19 protein-coding genes are annotated in these 25,543 nt (G+C 73.0%); 5 read left to right on the top strand and 14 right to left on the bottom strand.

Going from position 1 to position 25,543, the window contains the following annotated elements; genetic code table 11:
* Nucleotides 1–87: 87 nt before the first annotated feature.
* On the top strand, nt 88–417 hold the full coding sequence (locus tag ACFYP0_RS12480) for a hypothetical protein (RefSeq protein ID WP_112589164.1): 330 nt from the start codon (nt 88–90) through the stop codon (nt 415–417).
* A 50-nt stretch (nt 418–467) separates the two neighbouring features.
* On the opposite strand, the gene ACFYP0_RS12475 is transcribed toward ACFYP0_RS12480, so the two are convergent.
* Nucleotides 468–2,042, bottom strand: a complete 1,575-nt coding sequence (locus ACFYP0_RS12475) for a leucyl aminopeptidase (protein ID WP_124862224.1) — start codon at nt 2,040–2,042, stop codon at nt 468–470.
* Between the two features lie 162 nt (nt 2,043–2,204).
* Here ACFYP0_RS12475 and gcvT point away from each other — a divergent pair, with 162 nt between their 5' ends.
* Nucleotides 2,205–3,335 carry a glycine cleavage system aminomethyltransferase GcvT gene (gene gcvT, locus ACFYP0_RS12470; RefSeq protein WP_386995727.1) on the top strand — a complete coding sequence of 377 codons (1,131 nt, stop codon included), beginning with the start codon at nt 2,205–2,207 and terminating at the stop codon, nt 3,333–3,335.
* A 206-nt stretch (nt 3,336–3,541) separates the two neighbouring features.
* Here gcvT and ACFYP0_RS12465 read toward each other — a convergent pair whose 3' ends face one another.
* The 6 genes from ACFYP0_RS12465 to ACFYP0_RS12440 all read right to left on the bottom strand — a co-directional run bounded on the left by ACFYP0_RS12465 (nt 3,542) and on the right by ACFYP0_RS12440 (nt 10,775).
* Nucleotides 3,542–4,837 (bottom strand): DUF2314 domain-containing protein, encoded by a 1,296-nt coding sequence (locus tag ACFYP0_RS12465; RefSeq protein ID WP_124853351.1) that lies wholly within the window; start codon nt 4,835–4,837, stop codon nt 3,542–3,544.
* Between the two features lie 67 nt (nt 4,838–4,904).
* On the bottom strand, nt 4,905–5,678 hold the full coding sequence (locus ACFYP0_RS12460) for an adenosylcobinamide-GDP ribazoletransferase (protein ID WP_124853350.1): 774 nt from the start codon (nt 5,676–5,678) through the stop codon (nt 4,905–4,907).
* Nucleotides 5,668–7,596, bottom strand: coding sequence for a bifunctional adenosylcobinamide kinase/adenosylcobinamide-phosphate guanylyltransferase (cobU, locus tag ACFYP0_RS12455; protein ID WP_386995724.1), 1,929 nt, complete (start codon nt 7,594–7,596; stop codon nt 5,668–5,670). Before cobU ends, ACFYP0_RS12460 begins: the two co-directional genes overlap by 11 nt.
* A gap of 203 nt (nt 7,597–7,799) precedes the next feature.
* A complete protein-coding gene (locus tag ACFYP0_RS12450) occupies nt 7,800–8,744 on the bottom strand; it encodes an aminoglycoside phosphotransferase family protein (protein WP_386995722.1) in 945 nt (314 codons plus the stop codon).
* Between the two features lie 15 nt (nt 8,745–8,759).
* Entirely contained in the window at nt 8,760–9,959 is a 1,200-nt protein-coding gene (locus tag ACFYP0_RS12445) for an MFS transporter (RefSeq protein WP_386995720.1), read from the bottom strand.
* A gap of 33 nt (nt 9,960–9,992) precedes the next feature.
* Nucleotides 9,993–10,775, bottom strand: a complete 783-nt coding sequence (locus ACFYP0_RS12440; protein ID WP_386995717.1) for an SDR family oxidoreductase — start codon at nt 10,773–10,775, stop codon at nt 9,993–9,995.
* Between the two features lie 56 nt (nt 10,776–10,831).
* Here ACFYP0_RS12440 and ACFYP0_RS12435 point away from each other — a divergent pair, with 56 nt between their 5' ends.
* Nucleotides 10,832–11,821 (top strand): ArsR/SmtB family transcription factor, encoded by a 990-nt coding sequence (locus tag ACFYP0_RS12435; protein ID WP_386995715.1) that lies wholly within the window; start codon nt 10,832–10,834, stop codon nt 11,819–11,821.
* A 150-nt stretch (nt 11,822–11,971) separates the two neighbouring features.
* Here ACFYP0_RS12435 and ACFYP0_RS12430 read toward each other — a convergent pair whose 3' ends face one another.
* Nucleotides 11,972–13,750, bottom strand: coding sequence for a protein kinase domain-containing protein (locus ACFYP0_RS12430; protein ID WP_449289055.1), 1,779 nt, complete (start codon nt 13,748–13,750; stop codon nt 11,972–11,974).
* A 144-nt stretch (nt 13,751–13,894) separates the two neighbouring features.
* On the opposite strand from ACFYP0_RS12430, the gene ACFYP0_RS12425 reads away from it, so the two are divergent.
* Both ACFYP0_RS12425 and ACFYP0_RS12420 read left to right on the top strand, forming a co-directional pair.
* A complete protein-coding gene (locus tag ACFYP0_RS12425) occupies nt 13,895–14,095 on the top strand; it encodes a hypothetical protein (RefSeq protein ID WP_091407482.1) in 201 nt (66 codons plus the stop codon).
* Complete coding sequence (locus ACFYP0_RS12420; RefSeq protein ID WP_124853378.1) at nt 14,095–14,889, top strand: site-2 protease family protein; 795 nt, start codon at nt 14,095–14,097, stop codon at nt 14,887–14,889. Before ACFYP0_RS12425 ends, ACFYP0_RS12420 begins: the two co-directional genes overlap by 1 nt.
* 109 nt (nt 14,890–14,998) lie before the next feature.
* Here ACFYP0_RS12420 and ACFYP0_RS12415 read toward each other — a convergent pair whose 3' ends face one another.
* The 6 genes from ACFYP0_RS12415 to nadA all read right to left on the bottom strand — a co-directional run bounded on the left by ACFYP0_RS12415 (nt 14,999) and on the right by nadA (nt 25,533).
* The gene (locus ACFYP0_RS12415) at nt 14,999–15,997 is read right to left on the bottom strand and encodes an aldo/keto reductase family protein (RefSeq protein WP_355494183.1); all 999 of its coding nucleotides are present in this window, start codon (nt 15,995–15,997) and stop codon (nt 14,999–15,001) included.
* Between the two features lie 44 nt (nt 15,998–16,041).
* Nucleotides 16,042–20,925, bottom strand: coding sequence for a WG repeat-containing protein (locus ACFYP0_RS12410; protein WP_355494184.1), 4,884 nt, complete (start codon nt 20,923–20,925; stop codon nt 16,042–16,044).
* 382 nt (nt 20,926–21,307) lie between these two features.
* On the bottom strand, nt 21,308–21,868 hold the full coding sequence (locus ACFYP0_RS12405) for a helix-turn-helix domain-containing protein (protein ID WP_355494185.1): 561 nt from the start codon (nt 21,866–21,868) through the stop codon (nt 21,308–21,310).
* 189 nt (nt 21,869–22,057) lie between these two features.
* Entirely contained in the window at nt 22,058–22,651 is a 594-nt protein-coding gene (locus ACFYP0_RS12400; protein WP_112582817.1) for a DUF3043 domain-containing protein, read from the bottom strand.
* A 114-nt stretch (nt 22,652–22,765) separates the two neighbouring features.
* Nucleotides 22,766–24,121 carry a UDP-N-acetylglucosamine 1-carboxyvinyltransferase gene (gene murA / locus ACFYP0_RS12395; protein WP_124860145.1) on the bottom strand — a complete coding sequence of 452 codons (1,356 nt, stop codon included), beginning with the start codon at nt 24,119–24,121 and terminating at the stop codon, nt 22,766–22,768.
* Nucleotides 24,122–24,333: 212 nt separating this feature from the next.
* Nucleotides 24,334–25,533, bottom strand: a complete 1,200-nt coding sequence (gene nadA / locus ACFYP0_RS12390) for a quinolinate synthase NadA (protein WP_112582836.1) — start codon at nt 25,531–25,533, stop codon at nt 24,334–24,336.
* Nucleotides 25,534–25,543: the final 10 nt, after the last annotated feature.

The following is a 25,543-nucleotide window of genomic DNA, read 5'->3' as shown; positions in this document are numbered from 1 at the left end:
AGGGTGCGTACTGAGGTGCCCAACGACACGTCATCGACACGTACCCTTGGCACCGTCGTCGATGACGCAACGTGGGGGAGAGATCGGGTGGGCTTGTTCCGGCGCCGCAAACAGGCGGCTGTGCCGAGCCATGACCGTGCCGCGAGTCGCGGCGATCTGGACCATTTGGAGAACTTCATCCGAAGTCGGCGCGGCGTCGAGGCGTACATCGAACCGCGGACGACCGTAACGGAGACCACGGTCATCCTGATCGCCGACGACGGGGAGTGGACGCGCCGGCGGATCGACGGCCCGGACGGCGCCCGGCGCTTCGCGTACCGGATGGGCATCCCGGTGTACGACGTCCGGCTGATGGGCTACCCGCAGCGGATGCGCGACTTCAACGAGCGCCGCAAGCGTCGCCCCGAGCGGTACTGAGACGCGCGAAAGGGGCCCCCTTGAGCAGGGGGCCCCTTTCGCGTGTCCCGTCAGCCGTTGGTGGCGACATCCTCGACGAGCTGCACCAGCGTGCGGACCGGAACGCCGGTGCCGCCCTTGGTCCAGTAGCCGGTCGGCTCGCCCGAGTGGTAGCCCGGCCCGGCGATGTCGATGTGCGCCCACGCCACGTCGTCGGTCACGAACTCGCGCAGGAACACGCCGCCCTGCAGCATGTGACCGGCCCGGTCCATCCCGGCGTTGACCTGCGAGATGTCCGCCACATCCGACTCCATGCCCTTACGGACGTCGTCGGGCAGCGGCATCGGCCAGGCCGGCTCGCCGACGGCGTCGCCGGCCACCTTCACCCGGTCGCACAGCTGCGGGGTGCCCATCACGCCGGCCATCCGCTTGCCCAGCGAGATGACCTGGCCGCCGGTCAGGGTGGAGGTCTCGAACAGGTAGTCGGTGCCGTCCGCGCAGGCACGGGCCATGGCGTCGCCCAGGATCATCCGGCCCTCGGCGTCGGTGTTGAGCACCTCGACCCGCTTGCCGTTGAACATGGTGATCACGTCACCCGGCCGGTAGCTGGTGCCCGACGGCATGTTCTCCGCCATCGGCAGGTACGCGCTGACCGCCACCGTCGGCTTCAGCGCGGCGATCGCCAGCATGGCCGCGCCCACCGCAGCGGCGCCCGCCATGTCGGACTTCATCTCCCACATGCCCTGCGCCGGCTTGATCGAGATGCCGCCGGTGTCGAAGGTGATGCCCTTGCCGACCAGTGCGACCCGCTTGCCGTTGCCGCCGCCCTGCGGGGTGTAGGTCAGCTTCACCAGCCGCGGCGGGGCCTCCGAGCCCTGGCCGACCGCGACGATGCCGCCGTACCCGCCGGCGGCCAGCGCCGCCTCGTCGAGCACCTCGACGCCGAGGCCCGCCTCGCGCGCCGCGCTGGCGACCGCGTCGGCGAACGACGGCGGACGCAGCTCGTTCGGCGCGGTGTTCACCCAGTCCCGGCTGAGCCGGACCGCGCCCGCCACCGCCTGCGCCCGGGCGACCTCCGCCTGGGCACCCGCGTCGCCGGCGTCCGGCACCGCGATGAGCACCTCGGCCACCGGCTCCCGCCGGGTCGGCTGGGGCCGGGTCTTGTAACCGGCGAACCGGTACCCACCCAGCAGCGCGCCCTCGGCGACCGCGCGCAGCTCGGCCGACGCGTCCGCGTCGTCCGGCAGCGGCAGCGCCAGCGCGACCCTTGGTGCGCCCGCCAGGGCCCGGATCGCCGCACCGGCGGCCCGGCGCAGCGTCTCCGGGGCCGGGGCGGCACCCGACGGCTCCGGGCCGAGCCCGACCGCGGTGACCAGCGGGGCGGTCACGGTGCCCAGCGTGGCCAGCTTGATGACCTCACCCGGACCGCCGGTCGCGCCGAGCAGCGCGAGGGTCTCGGTCAGCTTGCCGTCGAACGCGGCCGCGATGCTCTCCGCGCCGCTGGCGAGCAGCAGGGTGCCGGCGAGGCCGCTGGTGGCGCCCTGCTCTCCGGTCTGGCTGTGCACGCCGATCACGATCGCGTCGACGGCGAGCTCGGCCGGGTCGGTGTCGACCAGGCTCAGGTTGGTGGTGCGGGGTGAAGTCACTGAAGCTACTCCGGGCGGGCCGGGCCGGTCGCGGCGTCGCGTACCAGCGGTGAAGGTCTCCGGCGGAACCTACCCGCCGGACGTCATGGCTGTCCCGCCGACAGCGCCAGCGGGCTCCCGCCGATGCTAACCAGCGACGTTGCCCCCGGTAAGTTGCCACCCATGACCGACGTGACCTCCGACGCCGCCGCGACCCGGCTGCGCCGTTCCCCGCTGCACGAGCGGCACACCGCCGCCGGAGCCAAGTTCGCCCCCTTCGGGGGCTGGGAGATGCCCCTGGAGTACGCCGGCGGCGGAGTGCTCAAGGAGCACACCTCGGTGCGTACGGCGGTCGGGGTCTTCGACGTGTCACACCTGGGCAAGGCCCGGGTGAGCGGCCCTGGCGCGGCCGACTTCGTCAACTCCTGCCTCAGCAACGACCTGGGCCGGATCGGCCCGGGCCGGGCGCAGTACACGCTCTGCTGCGACGACGCCACCGGCGGCGTGGTGGACGACATCATCGCCTACCTCTACGCCGACGACCACGTCTTCCTCATCCCGAACGCGGCGAACACCGCCGAGGTGGTGCGCCGGTTGCGCGCCGCCGCTCCCGCCCAGGTGACCGTCACCGACGAGCACGAGGCGTACGCGGTGCTGGCCGTGCAGGGCCCACGCTCGGCCGAGTTGCTGGCGGCCCTGGGCCTGCCCACCGAACACGGCTACATGAGCTTCTCCGCCGCGAGCCTGGCCGGGGTGGAACTGACCGTCTGCCGTACCGGCTACACGGGTGAGCTGGGTTACGAGCTGGTGGTGCCGGCGGAGCACGCGGTCGCCGTCTGGGATGCGCTCTTCGCCGCCGGCGCGGCGTTCGAGCTGCGCGCCTGCGGGCTCGCCGCCCGGGACACGCTGCGGACCGAGATGGGGTACCCGCTGCACGGGCAGGACCTCTCCCTGGACATCAGCCCGGTGCAGGCCCGCTCCGGCTGGGCGGTCGGCTGGGACAAGCCGGCCTTCTGGGGCCGCGACGCGCTGCTCGCCGAGAAGGCCGCCGGCCCCCGGCGTACGCTGCGCGGCCTGGTGGCCGTCGACCGGGCCATCCCGCGGCCCGGCATGACCCTGCACGTGGGCGACACGCAGGTCGGCACCGTGACCAGCGGCACCTTCTCGCCGACCCGCAAACAGGGCATCGCGCTGGCCCTGCTGAACACCGACGCCAACCTGACCGACGGCGACGAGGTCGAGATCGACATCCGGGGCCGCCGAGCCCCCCTGAAGCTGACCAAACCCCCCTTCGTAACCCCCTCAGTGAAGTAACCCACCCCACCCCCTGCCCCCCTGCCCCCCTGCCCCCCTGCCCCCCTGCCCCCCTGCCCCCCTGCCCCCTGCCCCCGCCCTCCCCGGCGTTGATCATGAGGTTGACGGGACGTTGGGAGATCAAATCCCCCGCCAACCCCATGATCAACCGGGGCTGGGGGCTGGGGGCTGGGGGCTGGGGGCTGGGGGCTGGGGGGTGGGTGGGGTTAGCGCGAGGGGGTTGGGGGTTCGCCTGAGTCCAGGACTGCTTGGGTCCAGCCGCCTTCTATGACGCCTGTGGCGTCCAGGACGGCCCAGTCGACCACGTCGGACGTCTCCACGACCACGGGGGCGCCGATGCGCACGCTCTGGTCGGTGTTGGCGTCGCTGGCGCTCACGCCGACGATGCGTTCCGGGGTCTCCCACGAGGTGACGCCCGCCCAGACGTACTCCGGGCCGTCGTCCCCGGGCAGGCCGTACTTCACCACCAGTTGCGACTCGGTGGGGAACTCACCGGCGACGAACCGGGCCCGTGCGTCATCCAGTGCGGCCCGGGCGGTGGCGACCGCACGGCTCATGGCGTCACCGGAGCGGGCGTAGCGCACGTCCGGCTGGATCCCGGAGAACAGCGTCGCGCAGGCGGCCGCGTAGTAGCGCCCGTCCGGGCCGGGGTGCCCTGCCGGCGGGCGCAGGCTGAGGAACGAGTCGGCCTCCGGGTCGGTCGCCGGGTCCAGTTCGAGGCGGAGCAGCACCGGGGCGGTGGCGCCGTGCTGCTCCGGGTTGCCGTACGCCACCGCGATGTCGTGGCCGGTGACCGTGGCCAGTACGGGCAGCTGCACGAACGCCGGCACCTCCTCGCCGGTGAGCCCGTCGGTCCAGTCCCGCAGCAGTCGGCGGGCCGCCCCGGTCATCACCGCACCCCAGGCGCGGGTGAGGTGGTCCGGCACCCCCTGGGTCTGCAACTCCAGCAGACCGAAGCGGCGCAGCCCCTTGGTGGTGAACCACAGGCCCTCGGTGTCCGACGAGTACGGCACCAGCACCCAGTCGACAAGGCGGATGCGGCCCTGCTCGTCGGGGAGGGAGCGCAACGCGGTCGCCGGGTCGAGGAACTGGAGGCCGAAGACGTCCACCACGTCGCTGTCGACGGACTCCGCCACGGCGGCGGCGACCGCCCGGGCGGCCCACTCGTGCGCGGGCGGCCAACCGGGCCGGTACTCGGCCTGTACGACCACCAGGTGCGTCGCCGCCGCCAGCCGGTCCAGTTGCTCCTTGGTGGCACCGAACGCGGTGAGCAGGTCCGGTGGCAGCTCGGGGAACTCGGTGATCGGCCGGGTGTCGACGCTCATCAGCGGGCTGTCGAGCATCTGCCGGGCCAGCCCGTGCACCGGCTCGGCCAGCCGGCCGGTCAGGGCCGCCACCGCGGTCTTCGCACTGACCTTCGGTAGCCCCGCCATCGGCACCAGGTAGGTCGCGCTGAGCGACTCCGGCACCGGAACGGGCAGGAAGTCGTCCGTGATGAGCATTGTGGGATCCCCCGGTGGCCGCGCCGGTGTTGTCGAGCCGAACGCTACCCGGCCCGCCGGGGCCGGCTCAGCCGGACAGCACCAGACCCAGGTAGACCAGCGTGGTGACCACCTCGACGGTCGCGCCCAGGACGTCGCCGGTGATCCCGCCGAGGCGGCGTACCACGTGGTTGAGCAGCGGTAGCGCGACGGCGATCGCGGCGACGACGGCCAGCGGCCCCTGCCATGGGCGGCCCGGCACCGCGGGCACCGCCAGCAGCACGACGACGACCGCGCCGGCGGCCGCTGCCACCGGGCCGACCGTGCCGGCGACCAGCGCGCCCAGCCCGTCGGGCCGGGCCGCCGGCACTCCCCGCCGGCAGGCCACCGTGACACCGAGCCGCCCGGCCGCGGTCGCCGTGACCACCGCCGCGAGGCACGCCGGCCAGGACCGACCGGCGAGGTCGGCGAGCGCCGCCGCCTGCACCAGGAGTACGACCACCAGGGCGACCACCCCGAACGGGCCGACGTCCGGCTTCTTCATGATCTCCAGGGCGGCCGCGCCCCGCCGGTACGAGCCGAGCGCGTCCACGGTGTCGGCCAGCCCGTCCAGGTGCAGCCCTCGGGTGAGCAGCGCGGCGACGCCGACGGTCACACCGGCCGCCACCAGCGGTGGGGCGAGCGCCCCGGCCAGCAGCAGCACACCGGCGAGCAGGGCGCCGAGCAGCGCGCCGACCACCGGGGCGAGGGCCATCGCCGTGCCGGCGACCGGGCGGTCGATGCGCCCGGCCCGCACCGGCAGCGTGGTGAACGTGGTGACCGCCAGCCGGGCTCCCGCGAGCAGCCGTGGTTCAGCCGGCACGCCAGCCCGTCGCCGGCTGCTCGTCCGCCCCGGTGCTGGCCGGGCCCGGCCCGGCCGGCTCCGGCTCGGCGAAGTCGGGCTCGGTCGAGTCGGGCTCGGTGAGATCCGGGTCGGCGTAGCTCGGGTCGGTGGACTCCGGCTCGTCGGCGTAGCTCGGGTCGGTGTCGTCCGGGCCGCCCAGCGACGGGTGCACCGGCAGCGCGGCGGACAGCGCCAGCACCGAGCGCAGCAGCGGCAGCGCCACCAGCGCGTTCGCGCCCTCGCCGAGATCCATCCGCAGGTCGAGCAGCGGGGTGAGGCCCAGCACGTCGGCGGCGAGCCGCACGGCCGGGTGCCCGCCGTGGTCGGCCAGCAGGCACCAGTGCCGGGCCTGGCCGGCCAGGTCACGGCTCACCATCCCGGCGGCCAACCCGACCGGCCCGTCGAGCAGCACCGGTACCCGGCGGGCGGTGGCGCCGAGCAGCACACCGGTGGCCACGGCCACGTCGCCGCCGCCCAGCTCGGCCAGGATGTCCTTGGCGCCGCGTGACGAGCGCCGGGTGCGGTGCAGCGCGTCGCGTACCGCCGCGCAGCGGATCATCCACGCCGCGTCGTCGATCTCCCCGGAGTCGGTGATCACCCGGCCCAGCACGGCGGGCGGCTCCGCGCCCGCGGTCGCCGCGAGCACCGCCGCGGCCGCCGCCTCGGTGCCGGCGCCGCACGCGCCGAGCACCAGCAGTTGTACGCCGGCGTCGGCGGCCTGCTCGGCCAACCGCCAGCCGTAGCGCAGCGCGGACTCCACCTGCTCCGGCGCGAGGGCAGGCTCGTCCTCGATCGGCGCGGAGGCCGGAGTGTCCACCACCTGGAGACTGGCGCCGCTCTCGGCGGCCAGCCGCGCCAACGCGCCCTGGCCGGCGCGGGCCTGTGCGGCGCGGCGCGCCGACTCACCGGCGACGGTGCCGGCCGCCGCCCCACCGGCGTGGTCGCCGTGCAGCAGCAGCACCCGCACCGAGCCCCAGGCGGCGGGGGTCGGGGTGCCCTGGGTGGCGGCGGCGAAGCCCACCACCCGGTCCAGCACGCCCAGACCGGCACCCGGTACGTCCAGCGTGGTCAGCCGGTCGACCGCCTGCGGGCCGGCGTACTCGTCGGGCATCGGCAGCTCCATGCCGGGCTGGATGACCAGCCCGGTGGACACCATCGGCAACGCCATGGTCGGCGCGGCCCAGGCGTTGCCCGGCTCCTGGGTCGGGATGGCCGGCGGTGTGTGGGTCAGCACGTCGGGCAGCTGCACCTCGGGGGTGGGCTCGGCGTCGGCCAGGCTCCTCACCGTTGCGCTGGCAGCGGCCGTCGGCGCGGTCATGGTGGCGGGAGCGGACGGTTCGGTCGCGGTGGCGGCCGACTTGAGCCAGACCGGCTGACCGGCGACGACCAGTACGACCGCGTCGCAGGCGTCGGCGACCGCGCGGTTGGCCGCGCCCAACGCGTCGGTGAACGCCCGGCCCAGCGGGGTGGTCGGCACCAGCGACAGCCCCACCTCGGGGCTCACCAGCACCACCCGGGCGGCACACCCGCGGATCGCCTCGGCCAGCTCGGCGATGGTCGCCACGTCGTCGGCGGGCTGGTGGTCCGGGTCGAGCAGCACCGTCACCCAGCCGCCCAGGTCGTCGACGAGCACCATCTCGTTGGGCTCGGCGGACGCGAGCACGTCGGCCAGCCGGCGCGGGTCCTCGGTGGTCTCCTCGGTGGTCCAGCTGCCCGGCCGTCGGGCGCGGTGCGCCGCCAGCCGGGTGGCCCACTCGGTGTCCTCCGGGTCGCCCTCGGGCGCGGTGGCGACGTAGCGGACCACCGGCGCGTCGGTGACCAGGGACTCGGCGAACTCGGACTTGCCGGACCGGATACCGCCGAGCACCAGGACCGTGTTCCACCCGTCTACGGACATGCCCGTACCTTAGTTCGCCTGCCTTGTGTCTGGGCACGTCGCCCCAGCCCTCTCGACGCTCGAAAGTCCGTCCTGCGTCCGTTGCAGGCCAGAGGGCCGTTTCCGGGAGCCGACACCCCCAGCGGCCAGCTGGTTGCGGCTATCCGGCGCGGGCCGACGCGGCGGTATTGCTCTGGCTACGACGACTCGTTCGGCGTGCCGACTCAGGCTGATGGTGGGTCGGCAATGATGCGCGCGAGAGTGCGTCGGCCCATCCGACTCATGGCGGCGTTGGTCTGGTGGTAGTACCAAACCACCCCCATTGCCTGCTGGAAGGCCCACGCTTTGCCGCGCTCCCATTCGAGATCGTCGCAGCCGAGTTGCTGCCGAAATGCCTGACGTGGCTCGCGCTCCAGCAGGTGCCAGGCACTTACGAGGTCAAGGGCAGGGTCGGCAGGCCCCAGTCCGCCCACGTCGAGAACCCCGGCCAGCCGCCCGTCGGAGACGAGGACGTTTCCCGGAATGAGATCACCATGGTTCATCCTGTCCGGGGTCTCGCCCCGCGGCAGTTCCCTCATGACCTCCCAGATCCGGCGGAGCAGCGGGACGTCCAGGAGCGTCTCGCTGTGCCCGAAGCAGGTTTCCATCCACCCGTCGTGCGCTGGTAGCTCGCCACCGCGGCCCTGGCCTGTAAACGTGCGTCCCCGTGTGTCGATGGCTCGCACGCCACTGACGAACTCGGCCAGGTCGTGCGCGAACGCGACCGAGTCGCCCGGGTCCTTATCGGTGGCTACGACACCGGGTACCCACGTCTGTACCGACCATGGAAGCGGGTAGCCGGCGCCGGGTTCACCGATGACGACCGGCTCGGGGCTGGGAAATCGCGTACGACCCATCAGTTCTCGGGCCGCTTCCGCTTCGCGTTCCAGCCAGCCCCGCGCCGCGTCGACCTCACGAGGCTGAAGGGGGAACCGGGCCGTGAACCGTTCCCCGATACGGAAGATGGCATTGACCGTTCCCTGCGAAGCGACGGGCCTGAGAGGCAGGCTCCGCCACTCGGGGAACTGCGCGTCCACCAGCTCACGAACCGCGTTGAGTGAGACTGTGAGCTGGCCATCGTGCATCGGCACATCCGGCGACAGGGGTGCGCGGTGGGTAGAGGCTGGCACGACAATCATCCTTAGTCAGGTGTTCTGGGCGGCGACTGTGGCTCGAGGGTGGCCGGTGGCAGCGCTTGACGCCAGGTGGCGGGCAAGAGCGATCGCGGCGAGGAGCACCAGGACCGCGCATACGCCCAGCCACCCGACGTGGGCGTAGGCGCGGGCTCCGAGCCAGGAGCCGAGGCTGCCGCCGAGGTAGGCGCAGGTCATGTAGGCGGTGTTGAGTCTGCTCCGGGCTTCGGGCCGCAGGGCGTAGATGCGTACCTGGTTGGCGACCATGCCGCACTGCATTCCGACGTCGAGCAGCAACGTGCCGAGCGCCAGCGCCGCGAGGCCCCCGGCCCCGCCGAGACTGGCGAACGCGAGGACGGCGGCCGAGGCGATGATCGCAAGCAGGCAGGCCAGGTTCACCGCGTCGCTGCCCCGACGATCCACCTGCCGTCCGGCGACCGGGGTGCACAGCATTGTCGCCGCGTTGACCAGTGCGAGCGTTCCGACCGCCGGTGCGCCCAAGTCGTATGTGGGGCCGGTGAGCAGCAGCGCGACGGCGGTCCAGACCGCGGAGAAACCGGCGAAGACCGTCGCCTGGTAGAAGCAGGAGCGGCGCAGATCGGCCTCGGTGCGCAGCAGGCGCAGCGACTCGGCCAACAGCGCCGGGTATCGGTGCCCGGACGGCGGCCGTGTTGTCGGCAGTACGCGGGCCATGACCACCGCGATGAACAGCACGGATGCCGCCGCCGTCAGGTAGGGGGCCCGCCATCCGAACCAGTCGCCGATGGTGCCCGCGACGGTGCGGGACAGCAGCATGCCAGCGATGGAACCGCTCAGCAGGGTGCCGCTGACCATGCCGAGTTGGTCGTCGGCAACGAGGCCGGCTGCCATCGAGCCGATGATCGGCGCGACCACGGTCGTGACCCCGACGAGGGCGCTCGCGCCGACGAGCGGCGCCAGCGCGGGTGCGGCGCTCGCGGCGAGCAGCCCCAGCCCGGTGAGGCCGAGCAGGGTGACGATCAGCGGGCGGTGCGGGAGCCGGTCGCCGAGCGGCACCAACAGGAAGATCCCGGCGGCATAGCCGAGCTGCACCGCGGTCACCACCGGGGCGGCCGAGTCAGCGCTGACGTGCAGGCTGGCGGCGACCAGCGGGCTGATCGTCTGGGGGAAGTAGATGTTTCCGACGGCGACTCCGCAGGTGAGGGCGAGGAGCATCAGCAGCCTGCGACTCATGTGCGAACCGCCTGTCCGAAAGCGTCGATCACGTCAGTCCACCGGCCCGCCGGCGACGTAGATGACCTGGCCGGAGACGAACCCGGCCTCGGTGCTGACCAGGTACGACGCGGTGTGCGCGATGTCCTCGGGCTGGCCGACCCGGCGCACCGGGATGGTCTGCGCCACGATCCGCTGGTGCTCCTCGAAGCTGCGGCCCCGCCGCTGGCCCCCGACCCTGGTCATGTCACTGACCACAAAGCCCGGGCCGATGGCGTTCGCCGTCACGCCGTGCTGCCCGAGCCGCAGCGCGAGCGATTTGGTGAAGCCGATCAGACCGGCCTTCGCGGCGGCGTAGTCAACGCGGCCGGAATCGCCGAGCGCGGAGATGCTCGACATGTTGACGATCCGTCCCCAGCCGGCCGCCATCATGTAGGGGGTCACGGCCCGGGTGAGGAAGAACGCCCCGCGCAGACTGACCCCGACGACGGCGTCCCACTGCTGGGTGCTGGTCTCCTCCACGCCGGCATTGGGGCCGCCGATGCCGGCGTTGTTGATCAACACCGTCGGTGATCCCAACTCGGCGGCGATCCGGGTGACCACAGTGGCTACGGCGGTCTCGTCGTTGACGTCGGCGGCGAACGCCGCCGCCGTTCCGCCGTCGCGGGTGATGGCATCCACGGTGCCGGCGCAGTCTTCCTCGACCAGGTCGACCACGGCGACCGCGAGGCCATCGCGCGCCAGACGCTTGGCCACTCCGGCGCCGATGCCGCGTGCCGCGCCCGTGACGATTGCTGTGCGCCGAATGGCCTGGTCTGTCATGTTGCTCTGTGTCATGCCTGGAAGTCCACGGCACCTGGCGGCGCACACCAAAGGATGTAGGGTATGGCTTAATGATCAGCATCACGCTCGGCGTCGAAGACCTCGCCGACACCCGCTTCGCGATCTCGCCGATCCACGAGGCCGTGCTCAGCCTGCGAGTGTTACGCGAGCCTGGCCTTTACGCGCTGCACCTGCCCTGGCGCAGGTCGGTTCTCGACAGACTCGACGCGCCCGGTGCCGACCTGCTGATGTCCCTGGTCGGGCCAGACCGCTGCGTTCCGGACTTCCTCACGCCCCGGCCGGCGAGCTTCGCCGCGACCTTCGAGGACGAACTGGCCGTCGTACGCCGAACACCTCCGGACGTCGTACGCCGCGACGTGCTGGCCGTGTACCCACGTGCCGGGCTACCGGCCGTCTTTCAGGAAATCACCGCGAACGAGGATGAGCCGGTGCTCGCACTCCGCGACGCCATCTGCGACCTCCTGGACCGCTATTGGCGAGCAGCGATCAAGCCGACCTGGCCGCAGATGCGACTCGTCCTGGAAGCGGACACGACCTACCGCGCCCGACAACTGGCCGTAGGAGGCGCACGCCTGCTCTTCGCCGACATGCACCCGAATCTGCGCTGGCAGGACGGCGTCCTGCACGTCGACAAGATGATCGGCAGGCACCACGTCGCGGCAGCCGGCCGAGGCCTGCTGCTGGTGCCATCCATCTTCTCCCACAGGCCCGCCCCGCCAGTCAGCCCGGACGAGCCACCAATGCTGGCTTACCCCTGCCGTGGAGTAGCAACGCTCTGGGCACCGACACCGACCGCCGACGCGACCGCCGTCACATCGCTCCTCGGCGCGCCCAGAGCGCGACTGCTCCACCTCCTTGCCGAGCCGCTACCGACCGTGGAGATCGCCCGCCGGCTCACAGTCACACCCAGCGCCGTGTCACAACACCTACAGGTCCTCCACGCAACAGGCCTGATCACTCGCGCCCGCGACGGACGGCACGTGCTGTACCGGCGCAGCCCTCTTGGCGACCAGGTGGTCGGCCAGTCGGCGGAGCGGTGATCCCAGTGGACCAGGGCGCTGCCCTTCGGTGATCATGCCCACCCGTCACGTCAGAGCAATCGCCTCCGCACCACGGAAACCGCTACAACCTAGCCGTACCGGATGGCCGTCCAGGGTTGCGGTGCCTGCCGGCCCGGTGCTCGCCGGCGTTCAGTCGCAGTGTTCGAACCCGCTGCCGTAACTGACCCCGCCGGTGGAGCCGCCCCACTTGACGCACGTCCCGGCGGCGGTGGCACGCACCGGTCCGGCGTAGTAGTCGAAGGACCCGCTGTCGGTGCTGCGTGCCCGCCCCTGCACCTCCAGGTACGCCGAGGCGGCCGACTTCGCTCCGACCGCGCTGTCCTTGAGGGTGACCACGCAGTTGGTGCCGGTGCCCCCGTGGTACAGCAGGAAGACCCGGCCCTTGCGCTGCCCGTCCCCGCCGGTCAGCGTCGCCGAGTCGATCACCTGGTAGCCGCTGCCGCACGCCTGTGCGGCCGTGTACGGGTTGGGCCGACTCGACGGGGTGCGGCTGGGCGTCGGTCGGCTGCTGGCCGTACCGGTCGGCGTGCCGCCCGGCGCCCCGGTGCGGGCGGGGTCGCTGCTGGTCGTCGTGTCGGCGGGGGACCCGGTCGGGTCGGCCGTCGCGGTGCGACTGCCGCCCGGCGTCGCGCTGGGCCGAGGCCCGCTGGTGGTCGCTTCTCCGGGCGGCAGCGGAGCGTCGGCGATCGCCGCGGACTCGCCGGCCAGCGCGGGTGGCTGGTCCGCCGCACCCGGGTCGGCTCCGGGTCGCAGCGCCACCACGGCCACCACGGCTACCGCGACGAGGACGACCGCACCGGCCCCGACCAGCAGTGCACGGCGTCGGCCCGCCGGCCGGCGTCCGAGCGCGTCCTCCCGGGTCGGCTTCGGCTCGGTCGTCGGTTCGGCCGCGACACTCGCCGGTGGGCGCGGCGCGGCGGGCCCCGCCGGCACCGGCCCGGCGGACGGCGTCGCCGCGACCGGCGGCGCGGCAGCCGGGCCGACCAGCGGCGCGGGGGGAGCGGCGGAGGCCGCGAGGCCCGGGGTGGGAGCGGCAAGCGCCCACGGTGGGCGGGCCGAGACCGGAATCCTCGCCAGGGTCGCGTCGCGGGCATCGGCGGCGGCAGCGGCCAACTCGGCCGCGCTGCCGAACCGGTCCTCCGGACGCTTGGCCAGCGCGCGGGTCACCACGGCGGCAACCGCCGGTGGGGTGTCCGCCGGCAGCGCCGCCGGGTCCTCCTGGGCGTGCCGCAGCGCCACCGCGAGGGGGTTGTCACCGTGGAAGGGCGGCTGCCCGGCAAGGCAGAAGTACGCCACCGCGCCGAGCGCGTAGATGTCGGTGGCGGCCGAGACTGGCTGCCCGGTGGCCTGCTCGGGAGACATGTACGAGGCGGTGCCGAGCACCATGTTCGCGGCGGTGAGCCCGGCCATGTTGCGGGACCGGGCGATGCCGAAGTCGACGAGCACCACTCTGCCGTCGGCCTTGACCAGCAGGTTGCCCGGCTTCACGTCGCGGTGCACGATGCCGGCGAGGTGGGCGGTGTGCAGCGCGTCGGCCGACTGGGCCAGCACCGACATGGTGGTGGCCGGATCCAGCCGCCCCACCGCGCGCACCCGGGCGGACAACGGCTCGCCCTCGACGTACTCCATCACCAGGTAGTCGACCTGGCTGCCGTCGTCGAGCGCCGCCTGCCCCACGTCGTGCACCGGCACCACGCCGGGGTGCCGCAGCGCGGCCAGCATCCGCGCCTCGGCCCGGAAGCGGGCGGTGAACTCCGCATCGGCGACCAGCGACGGCAGCAGCACCTTCACGGCGACCTCGCGTTCCAGCAGCACGTCCGTGCCGCGCCAGACCGCGCCCATCCCACCCGTCGCCACCCGCTCGCCCAGCCGGTACCGGTCGCCGAGCAGCACTCCCCGTGTCAGCACCGAGCCACCGTACCGGCCGGCGCCGATCGGATTGATCCACCCCGTGGGTCCCGCCGGGGCGAGCGAGCGGCCGTTGCGCGCCGGGCCGACTACGCTGGCGAGGGTTCGTCCCACGGGGACTTCAGCGGCGAGGGGAGACGCGGCATGGCGTGGAGCTGGCGGTACGAGGGCACGGACGGCCAGACGGTCGAGGGACCGGCGGAGTCGTTCGGCAGCCAGGCCGACGCCGAATCCTGGATCGGTCAGGCCTGGCGGGAGCTCGCGGCGTCCGGCGTCACCTCGGTCGCGCTCGTGGAGGACGACCGGGTGGAGTACCGGATGAGCCTGTTGCCCACGGCCGAGTGATGGCCTACGACCGCCCGGGCGGTGACGGGCTGGTCCTCGGCGTACCCAAGGCGGCGTTCCGGCCCAGCCCGGTCTTCCTCGGCCTTGTCGCGCTCTTCGCGGTCAGCGGGGTGCTGACCTGGAACGGGTACGGCAGCGTCCGGTTCAACGTGTTCCTCTTCGTGGTGTCCGGCTGGCTGGTGTCGCTCTGCCTGCACGAGTACGCGCACGCGGTGGTGGCCTACCGGGCCGGCGACCGGGACATCGCCCATCGCGGCTACCTGACGCTCAACCCGTTGAAGTACACCCACCCGTTGCTGTCGATCGTGCTGCCGGTGGTGGTGGTGCTGCTCGGCGGCATCGGCCTGCCGGGTGGCGCGGTCTGGGTGGACCGGCACGCCATCCCGGGTCGACTGCGGCACACCCTGGTCAGCCTCGCCGGCCCGGCGACCAACGTGCTGTTCACGTTGGTGTTGGTGGTGGCGGTGCGGCTCGGCACCCAGTCGGATGGTCCGGTGGAGTTCTGGGCCGGGGTGGCGCTGCTCGCCTTCCTCCAGCTCACCGCCAGTGTGCTGAACCTGCTGCCGGTGCCCGGCCTGGACGGCGGCAACATGATCCAGCCGTGGCTCAACCCGCAGTGGCGCAAGATGTACGACCTGTTCGCGCCGTACGGCTTCATCCTGCTCTTCGCCCTGTTGTGGAACCCGCGCATCGGCGGCTGGTTCTTTGACGCGGTCTTCGCGGTCGGTGACCTGCTCGGTCTGCCGTCGTGGCTCTACGCCACCGGCCTGGAGCTGATCCGTTTCTGGCGGTGACCGGTGACCGGTGACCGGGCAGAGTTGACCTGACCCGGCGACCAGCCGGACCTGACCTGACCCGGCCCGGTCGGCGCGAGGTGTTCGCGCCGGCCGGGCCGGAACGGCGTCAGGGACGCTGCGCGGGGGACTCGGTCTTCGCCGGGTTCCGCTCGACGATCGGCTCGACGGCGTCGTCGATCGCCTTGAGCAGGTCGGCGTCGAGCTTCACACCGACGGCCTTCACGTTGTCGTGCACCTGCTCGGGGCGGGACGCGCCGATGATCGCCGAGGCGACGTTCGGGTTCTGCAACACCCACGCCACGGCCAGCTGGGCCATGCTGAGCCCGGCCTGCTCGGCGAGGGGCTTGAGCTGCTGGACCCGGGTCAGCACGTCGTCGTTCATGAAGCGGGAGATGAAGCCCTTGCCCGACTTCTCGTCGGTGGCGCGGGAACCGGCCGGCGGCGGCTGGCCCGGCAGGTACTTGCCGGAGAGCACGCCCTGCGCCATCGGCGACCAGACGATCTGCCCGATGCCCAGCTCCTCGCTGGCCGGCACGACCTCGGCCTCGATGACTCGCCAGAGCAGCGAGTACTGCGGCTGGTTGGAGATCAGCGGGATGTGCAACTCCCGGGCGAGCGGGTAGGCGGCGCGCAGCTGGGCGGCGGACCACTCGGAGACGCCGATGTAGTGCGCCTTACCGGAGCGGACGACGTCGGCGAACGCCTCCATCGTCTCTTCCAGCGGCGTGCTGTTGTCGTAGCGGTGGGCCTGGTAGAGGTCAACGTAGTCGGTGCGCAGTCGGCGCAGCGAGCCGTTGATCGACTCCATGATGTGCTTGCGGGACAGGCCACGGTTGTTGCGGGTGGGTCCGGTCGGCCAGTAGACCTTGGTGAAGATCTCCAGGCTTTCACGGCGCTCGTTCTGCAACGCCCGGCCGAGCACGTCCTCGGCTCGACCCCCGGCGTACCCGTCGGCGGTGTCGAAGGTCGTGATGCCTGCGTCGAGAGCGGCCCGCACGCAGGCGAACGCCGCGTCCTCCTCGACCTGCGAACCGTGGGTGATCCAGTTGCCGTACGAGATCTCGCTGACCATCAGGCCGGAACGGCCCAGGTGTCGGAATTCCATGTACCGACCCTAGCCCCAGTGGATCAACACCGGCGACCGGCGACTCAGAGCACCGGGTTGGCGTCGGTGAGTAGCCGGTCGATCTCCTCCAGCACCTCGGCGCGATCGCGGTGCACCGGATCGATGAGCGGCACGCCGCGCCGGTCCAGTGCGCCCCACCGCCCGTTGTCGCTCTCGATCAGGAACGCCACCGGGTGGATGACCAGCATCGGGTGCGCCGGCGGGACCAGCACCGTGCCGGTGCGGTCCACCACGCCCCTTCGACCCGCCACGTCGACCACCGCGAGCCCCTCGTCGGTGAAACCGTCGATCTGCTGGCCGTCGGCCAACTCGGTGACGAAGCCGTGGTAGCGGGTGGGCACGATGACCCGACCGGTCCGGTCGACCGCCCCCCACCCCTCGCGCCGCACCGCGGCCAGCCCACGCCGGAACGGTCGTACCTCGGCGAAGTTGGGCGCGACCTGCACCGCCCCGGTCGCGTCGATCGCCGTCCATCCACCCTCGCCGACCACCCAGGCAAGGCCGTCGCTGAACGGCTGCGCGGCACGGAAGGACGGCGGGATCACCGTCGTACCGAGCAGGTTGATCAGCGACCAGCGGTCGGTGTCCGGCCGGCGGACCCAGGCCAGCCCGTCGTGGAAGGGCTGCGCCTCGGCGTACCGGGCGGGCACGACCATGTCGCCGTCCTGGCTGGTGTAACCCCACAGCGGCCCGTCGCGGTCCGGCAACGGGGGTCGGTCCCGGTCGAGCACCTCGTCCCGACTCCGGGGGTACGCCCCGAAGCCCTCCGTCTCGGCCCGGACGGTGACCGCGTCGAGGGCCACCCGGACCCGGTCCAGCAGTTCGGCGTCGCCCGCGCCGCGCAGGTCGAGCGCCTTCTCGAAGTGCTCGCAGGCCTCCATGAGCCGCCCCTGGTCGTAACACGACCGCCCGGCGTGCTCGTGCAGCGCGGCCCGCAACCGGTCGGGCAACTCGACCGAGTTGGCCTGGGCGAAGAGCTGGTCGGCCTCGGCGAAGTCACCGCGCCAGCGCAGCACGTGGGCCAGCCGGGCCTGGGCCAGCGCGGTCCGGCGCAGCTCGCCGGTGGCCTCGGCGTAGGTGAGGGCGAGCCGACCGTCGGCCAGCGCGTCGTCCAGATCGCCGAGAATCCGCGAGGCCACCGCCCGCAGGCTGAGCAGCCGGGCCCGGGCACGGTTGTCGACCGCCGAGCCCAACTTCTCGGTCAGCCGCCGCCGGATGGCCCGCAGATCGTCCGACTCCGTCAGCTCCTCGCGCAGGGTGACCGGGTCCAACCGCCACCGGTACGCGGCCAGCACCTGCTCCGGGTCGCCCGGGTCGGCCAGCGACGGGCGGGTCACCACCGGCGGTGCGTCGTCGGGTGGCGCGGACACCGGCTCGTTCTCCCCGTCCGAGCCGATCCTCGGGCCGGGTACGGCCGAGGCGGGTGGCCCGGATGTCGGCACCACCGACGCCGGCGGCCCGAAGGCGGGCGCCGTGGCGGGCGGTGGAGTCGAGGCCGGTGGCGCGGAGACGGGCGCGGCGGCCGGCGCTGGCGGTGCGGAGACCGGTGCTCCGGAGTACGGCTGTGCCGGCGCGGGTGGCGCGGAGACGGGCGCTACGGAGTACGGCTGTGCTGAGGCGGGTGGTGCGGACACCGGGGCTGCTGGCGGCGCGGAGACGGGCGCTGCGGTGGGTGATGGCGGCGCGGAGACGGGGACTGCGGTGGGTGATGGCGGCGCGGAGACGGGCGCTGTCGCGGACGCTGGTGGCGCGGAGACGGGTGCCGCGGGTGGGGCCGATACCGGCGGTGCCGGAGGAGCGGAGACCGGCGTGACCGAGGCGGGCGGTGCGGAGAACGGCGGGTTCGTGTCGTCCGTAGCCGTGACGTGCAGCGCCGCGTCGCCCCGCCACTCGTCGACTCGCGAGCCATCCGCCCGGCTGGCGTTCGGATCGTCGAGCGCGTCCGCAGGCTCGTCGAGTGGCGCGAGTTCGTCCGTCGGGTCGTGCTCGACCGGATCGGTGTCCTCGCCGGGCGAAGCGGCGAAGGGCTGCTGGTCGGCGTCGGTCCGCTGCTGGGGCATCGCGACGACAGGTGCGCCGGAGACAGGCTGGTCGCCGTCCACCGTTCCCGTGTCGAAATCGGGCTGTGGGTCGTCGTCGAGGTCGTCCGCCCAGAGCCGAGGGGCGCCGGAGACCGGGTGGGCGGGCGGCGCGGAGACCGGGTCGAATGCGTCGTCTGGTGTCGACCCGCTGGCGTGCTCGTCGGCCACGTCGAGGTGGGTGTCGGCCGTCGGCGTCGACGTCTGCGCGTCCGGTGCGACCGGTGTCGCGGAGAGGTCGAGGTCGCCGGCCGTCGAGTCGTTGTCGACCGTGCCGGACGACTGCTGGTCCGTAGCCGGCTCGGCCTGGTCGGACTCGGCGGGCTGAGCGGGGCTGAACCACGCTTCCGGCCCGCGGGTGCCCGGGACGTCGTCCGGCTCGTGAACGGCCGCCACCGGCTCTTCCGAGGGCTGCGGGGGTACGTAGCGGCGCGGCGTACCGGGGGCCGGCGGAAGCACCGGCGCGACCTCCGCCGCCGGTGGCTGCGGGGCCGCCGGAGCCGGAACCGCCCGGGTCGGGTCGGCCGGGGTCGGGTCGGGGCGGGTCGCCGGTGGCGGCGGTGCCTGCCAGGTGGGTGGCGGGGCCACCGACGGGCGTGCGCCCGCCGTCGGGGCCAGTCGCTCCGGCGAGTACGGACGCTGCGGCGCCGCCGGGCGATCGGCGGGGTGCGGCCGCTCCGCCGGGGGCGAGCGGTCCGGGGCGGCCGGGCGGCGGTCGGTCGGTGGGGTGCCGGCCAGCGGGTCGCCGACCCGACGGCGGTCCGGGTCCGGCTCCTCGCCGCGCCGCTGGTCCGCCGGACGGTCCCTGGTGTCGGGGCCGGGGTAACGCGGCGGCGGGGCGGGATGCGCCCCGGATGCCGGTGGCGGTTCGGCCAGCGGCCGGCGTCCCGATGCTGGCGGGGCATCCGAGCGCTCGTCGGCGCTGGGCGGGTCCACCGGTGCGGGCAGGTACTCCAGCCGCAGGCGCGCGGCGGGTGGCCCCGAGACGGGCCGGTCGGAGGCGGGCGAGACCGGAGCGGCCGACACCGGCCGGTCCCAACCGGTCGCGGCGGGGGAGACGGGGGCTGCTGACACCGGTCGGTCCCAGCCACGGCTGGCGGGGGAGCCGGGTGCCGGCGACACCGGTCGTTCCGGTGAGGCCGGGGTGGCTGACACCGGTCGGTCCCAAGCGGGTGAGACGGGCGCTGGCGACACCGGTCGCTCCGGGGAGACCGGGGTGGCTGACACCGGTCGGTCCCACGCGGGTGAGACGGGTGCCGGCGACACCGGTCGCTCCGGGGAGACCGGTGGCACCGGCATGGCACGGCCGGAGGCGGGCGGCGCTGTCGCGGCCGGACGTGCCTGTCGCTCGTCGTACCGTGCCGGAGTGGCCGCCGGCCGCTCGTCAGGCCGGGACGGCGTGGCCGCCGGCCGGTCGGGCCGGGCGGCCGGCCGCGACGCGATGCCCGGCTCGGCGCTGCGGTACGGGTCTGTGGTGCGGTGCGGCTCGGGGCTGCGGTGCGGGTCAGGGCTGCGGTACGGGTCCGCTGTGCGGTGCGGGTCGGGGCTGCCGTGTGGGTCGGTGCGGTGGCCGGGCTCCCGGTTGCGGTCCGAGGTGCGGTCCTGGCGCACCGGACCCGGTGCTGGCCAGGGCAGACTGCCGTCCGACCGTTGGCCCGGCTGTGGCCGGGGCTCGCGGTACGCGTCCTCACGAGGCGCGTCCTCGCGGTACCCGTTGTCGCGGTACCCGTCCGGGCGGGCCTGCTCGCGGGGTCGCCGATCCGGGTACGCCTCGGCGCGGGCCGCCGCCTCACGGGGCTGCTGCCGGTGCGGGTCGGTGTCGGGCCGCCGCCGGTCGTCGTCGAGGCGGGGCTGATCGGGCAGGTCCGTCTCGGGGCGACGCCGTCGTCCACCGTTGGGTGAGGGCGCTGCGCCGATCCCCTCGTCCGCGCGGTAGCGCGACTCCGGGCGGCGCAGGTCGGACTCCGGGCGGCGCAGGTCGTCGGCGGCCCGGTCCGGGTACCCGTCGGCGCGGTATCGCGTGCGGCCGTCCACGGGTGCCCACGGGTCGGCCGCGTCGGCGATGCGGCCGTCGTGGTCGCGGGTAGGTCGGAGGCCGTACCCGTCGCCGGTGTGCCGTTCGTAATCAGCGGCCTGTCGTTCCGGTGTGCCGCGCCGACGTGGTGTGTCGTCCGGCTCGGGCACCCAGCCGGGTTCGGGCCGGGGCGCGGGGGAGACCGGCGGCGTGCCCCGGTAACCCCGATCCCGCTCGGTGGGCTCCTGCCGGGGACGGCGGCTGTCGTACCGCTCGGAGGCGGGCTGGTCCCGGTGCCAGGCGGCTTCCCGCGCGGGCCCCCGCTCGTCGGCGGGGCGTCGGTCGGACCAGGCGGTACGTCGGTCCGACTCGGGCGAGCGGCGGTCGTCGCGGCGGGGTGGCTCGGGCAGCGGACGACGGTACGGCTCGTGGTCGTAGTGACGGGAGTCGGCGCTGTCGGGCCGGCCGTGGGCGGAGGTGTCCGCCGAGCGCTCGTCGCCGCGGAGTCGGCCGTAGGCCGGTGTCTCGCCCGGCTCGTCGTCCACCCAGGAACGGCCGTGAGGTGCCTGTTCCTCCGGTGGTTCGTCGGACCAGGACCGACCGAGGTAGGTGCCGTCCGGGCGGGTGGGCGCCAGCGGTGGCACCTCGGCGCGACCGGACACCGTCGCGCGGCCGCGCGGTGGCGGCTGATGCGGCATGCCGATGTCGCCGGCGTAACGCTGGCCGGGGAACTGGGGGTGCCACTCGGTGGTCGGCTCGACCACCCAGGACGGTTCGTTCGGGTCTGACCACCGGTCGGTGTAGCGGCCGTTCATCCGTCGAGCCCGTCGCCACACCCGGCCGCTGGGCCGATTCTCGCCGGGGGTGAGGTGTCCGCAGCCGCCGTCGGGTGTCCGCTGGGCGTCCGGTCGCCGCCTGCCACGCCCCGGTGGCCGGCTCGCGTCCGCTCGCTCACGCGTTGTCACCTCGTTGCAAATTGTCGCGCTGGGGCCGCACGTGCCGGTCAGATCGCCGCTCCGGCAGGCCGTAGCTGCGGATGGAGGGTAACGGCGTGGGCTCGCTCACCGCCACTGTGGTGCCGTCCACCGGCGCAAACGTTATCCCATTGGTTTCGGACATTTGACCCTATAAGCGAATCTGGCGTCGACGATACCGCACTCGAAGACCACCCGACTGCGGCGGGATCGCCGTCCTCGTTCAGGGGTGCTCCATGATGAGGACGGCGAACGTACCGGGAGCGAGCGCCTCGTAACGGTGCGGGGCGTCGCCGGGGAACGTGGCGTAGTCGCCGGGTTCGAGTTCGACCGGTGTCGCCGCGGGCCCCACCCGCAGCCGGCCGGCAGCGACCACCACGTGCTCGATACTGCGCGGGGTGTGTCCCTGCCCGGCTCGGACCGCGCCCGGCTCCAGCCTGATCAGGTAGACGTCCCGGCGCAGGTGCGCCGCGCCGGCGCTGAGCAGCGTTCCGCTGAAGTCGGCCTGCTCGGAGCGGACGTGCGGCCCGTCCCCGGCCCGGATGACCCGTACGCCGTCGTCGACGGGCTCCACCAGTCGGCTGAACGGCACACCGAGTGCGACGCCCAGCGCCCAGAGCGTCTCCACGCTCGGGTTGCCGGTGCCCGACTCCAGTTGGGAGAGGGTGGACTTGGCCACCCCCGCCCGGCGGGCCAGCTCGGTCAGCGAGATGCCGACCCGTTCCCGCTCCCGGCGCAGGGCGACGGCGATGGTGGCCAGCGGGGCAGCCGGTTCCGAAGGCATGCCTTCGCTCCATTGGGTCGAACGTTCGGTGTGGCGAACAACGACAACCCGTTCAGCATGATGAACGCGCGGCAAGATCCGCGCAGATACGGCGAAACTGCTGCCTCTGATATGTCTGAGGCAGCAGTTTCGTTGATGTTGCGCGGGTCTCGCGGGTGCGGGCGCCAGGGTGCGGCGTGGAGCCCGGGGTCAGACCTTGTCGCCCAGCTTGACCTGGGGCGCCGGAGCGCGCATCCGCCGGAAGGTGATCGACCGCATGACCGCGTAGAGGAAGAGCGAGCCCATCCGCTGGTCGGTCTTCGGGAAGCGCTCCCGGACCAGCTTGCTGATCTTGCGGCAGATCAGCACCGAGTCGACGACCACGCCCAGCGCCAGCGCGCCCCAGAGCACGTTGGAGATCAGCCGGACCAGCGGCGGCATGGCCGCGTTCGACCCGACCAGCACGATCAGCGCGCCGCCGAAGAACCAGGTGCCGACGGTACGCCGGGAGTCGACCACGTTGCGGGCCAGCAGCCGCTCCGGGCCACGGTCGCGGGGGCCACCCTCGCGGCGGAACTCCGACGCCGCCTCGGCGCGCAGTTGACGGCGGCGCTCCCGCTCCTCCTCCTTGGTGAGGGGACGAGTGGGGCCGGCCGGGCGACGGCCGGCGGTCGGCCGCTTGGGCGTCTCCCGACCCTTGGCCGGGGTGTAACCCCGGGGACGCTCAGCGGTCTCCTCGGGGGTCACCGAGGTGACGGCCTCGTCGACGAGGTCGGTGGACTTGCGGCGAAAGAGCGACGGCACGCGGCAAGGGTAGCCAACGGTCCGTGCCCGGTGCACATCGCGGTACAGCGGCCGACGGCTCCGGGTCGCAGCGCGACCTGGAGCCGTCGTAGTCGAACGATGGGGTGACCGAGGTTACGGACGCTCGGTGTGCGCGCCCAGGTCGGCGAGCTTCGCCTCGAAGTCCTCGTAGCCCCGGTTGATCAGGTCCACGCCGTACACCCGGGAGGTGCCCTCGGCCGCGAGCGCCGCGATCAGGTGGCTGAACCCGGCCCGCAGGTCCGGGATGACCAGGTCGGCGGCGTGCAGCTTGCTCGGCCCGGCGATCACCGCGGAGTGCTTGAAGTTACGCCGGCCGAAGCGGCACGGGGTGCCGCCGAGGCAGTCCCGGTAGACCTGGATGTTGGCGCCCATCGAGTTGAGGGCCTCGGTGTAGCCCAGTCGCTGCTCGTAGACCGTCTCGTGGACGATCGACAGGCCGCGGGCCTGGGTCAGCGCCACGACCAGCGGCTGCTGCCAGTCGGTCATGAAGCCGGGGTGCACGTCGGTCTCCAACGCCACCGCGTTCAGCTCGCCACCCGGGTGCCAGAAGCGGATGCCGCCCTCCTGGCCGGGGTCGCCCAGCTTCGGCGCGCGGGCGTCGGTGACCTCGTACTCGCCGCCGACCGAGCGGAAGACGTTCAGGAAGGTCATCATGTCGGCCTGCTGCGCGCCCAGCACCTCGACGTGACCACGGGTCGCCAGGGCGGCGGCCGCCCAGCTCGCCGCCTCGATCCGGTCCGGGATGGGCCGGTGGGTGTAGCCGTGCAGCTTGGGCACGCCCTGAATCTCGATCACCCGGTCGGTGTGGACCTTGATGATCGCGCCCATCTTCTGCAGGATGCAGATCAGGTCGATGATCTCCGGCTCCACCGCGGCGTTGCGCAGCTCGGTGACGCCCTCGGCCATCACGGCGGTCAGCAGCACCTGCTCGGTGGCGCCGACGCTCGGGTACGGCAGGGCGAACTTGGTGCCGTGCAGCCCGTTCGGCGCGGACAGGTGCAGCCCCTCGGGCCGTTTCTCGACCGTGGCGCCGAACTCCCGCAGCGCCTGCAGGTGGAAGTCGATCGGGCGAGGGCCGATGTGGCAGCCACCCAGATCCGGGATGAACGCGTGCCCGAGGCGGTGCAGCAGCGGGCCGCAGAACAGGATCGGGATCCGGCTGGAACCGGCGTGCACGTTGATCTGGTCGGTGCTGGCGCTCTCCACGTTCGCCGGGTCGAAGACGAGCTCGCCGTCCTCGGTACCGTCGGTGACCTTGACGCCGTGCAGGCCGAGCAGACCTCGCACCACCTCGACATCGCGGATCTTGGGCACGTCGAACAGCCGGCTCGGGCTGTCGCCGAGCAACGCGGCGACCATCGCCTTCGATACCAGGTTCTTCGCGCCGCGCACGCGGATCCGCCCTTCGAGCGGAGTACCTCCGTGCACAACCAGGACGTCGTCGGTCAACGCAACCTCCAGCGCGTCGGTGCTGCCGTGTTGATGGTGGGGCGCCTGAACGTTGTCGCTACCCCGGATGCGGCCATATCGAAACGGCCCGCGTGTGTCGTCGCTTGGGCAGCATAGCCCTCGGTGACGAAAAAGGACTCGGTCACATCGGCGTGTGTGGCATTAATCGGTGATCCGGCACTTTTGCGTACCAAGAGCGCTACGGATCGTGATCAGGACGCCGTCGGCGGCGGAGTGTCCGCGCCGGGCAGCGCGAGCATCTGATCAAGCGCGACCCGGGCGTGGTGCGCGGTGTCGGCGTCCACCGTGATCTGGTTGACGACCCGGCCCGCGACCAGCTCCTCCAGGGCCCAGACCAGGTGCGGCAGATCGATCCGGTTCATCGTCGAGCAGTAGCAGACGGCCTTGTCCAGGAACATGATCTGCTTGTCCGGGTGCGCCAGCGCGAGCCGGCGGACCAGGTTCAGCTCGGTGCCGAGCGCCCACGCCGAGCCGGCCGGAGCCGCCTCGATCGTCTTGATGATGTATTCGGTGGACCCGACGTAGTCGGAGGCCGTGACCACCTCGTGCCGGCACTCCGGGTGGACCAGGACGTTGACCCCGGGCACGCGCTCCCGTACGTCGTTGACGCTTTCCAGGGTGAACCGGCCGTGCACCGAGCAGTGCCCCCGCCACAGGATCATCTTGGCGTCGCGCAGCTGCTCCGGGGTGAGCCCGCCACCGGGCTTGTGCGGGTCGTAGAGCACGCAGTCGTCCAGCGACAGGCCCATCTCCAGCACCGCGGTGTTACGGCCCAGGTGCTGATCCGGCAGGAAGAGCACCTTCGACCCCTGCTCGAAGGCCCAGTCCAGGGCGCGCTTGGCGTTGGACGAGGTGCAGACCACGCCGCCGTTGCGGCCCACGAAACCCTTGATGTCGGCCGAGGAGTTCATGTACGTCACCGGCACGGTGTCGCCGGCGATGCCCAGCTCGGTCAGCGTGTCCCACGCGGCCTCGACCTGGCCCAGCACCGCCATGTCCGCCATCGAGCAACCCGCCGCGAGGTCGGGCAGGATCACCCGCTGGCTGTCGGTGGTGAGGATGTCGGCGCTCTCGGCCATGAAGTGCACGCCGCAGAAGACGATGTACTCCGCGTCCGGGCGGGCCGCGGCCTCCCGGGCCAGCTTGAACGAGTCGCCGGTCACGTCGGCGAACTGGATCACCTCGTCGCGCTGGTAGTGGTGCCCCAGCACGAAGACCTTGCTGCCCAGCTTCGCCTTCGCGGCGGTGGCACGGGCCACCAGATCCGGATCGCTGGGCGCCGGCAGGTCGCCCGGACACTCCACGCCGCGCTCGGTGTCGGGGTCGCTGCCCCGGCCGAGCAGCAGCAGAGCCGTCGCCGTGTTGGAGGGTTCCACCCAGGTCGAAGTCACGTAGCCCATG

Source organism: Micromonospora arida, from assembly GCF_042873195.1.
Classification (GTDB): domain Bacteria; phylum Actinomycetota; class Actinomycetes; order Mycobacteriales; family Micromonosporaceae; genus Micromonospora; species Micromonospora arida.
The sequence above is the reverse complement of the archived record's forward strand: the minus strand, read 5'-3'. Positions and strand labels throughout refer to the sequence as shown.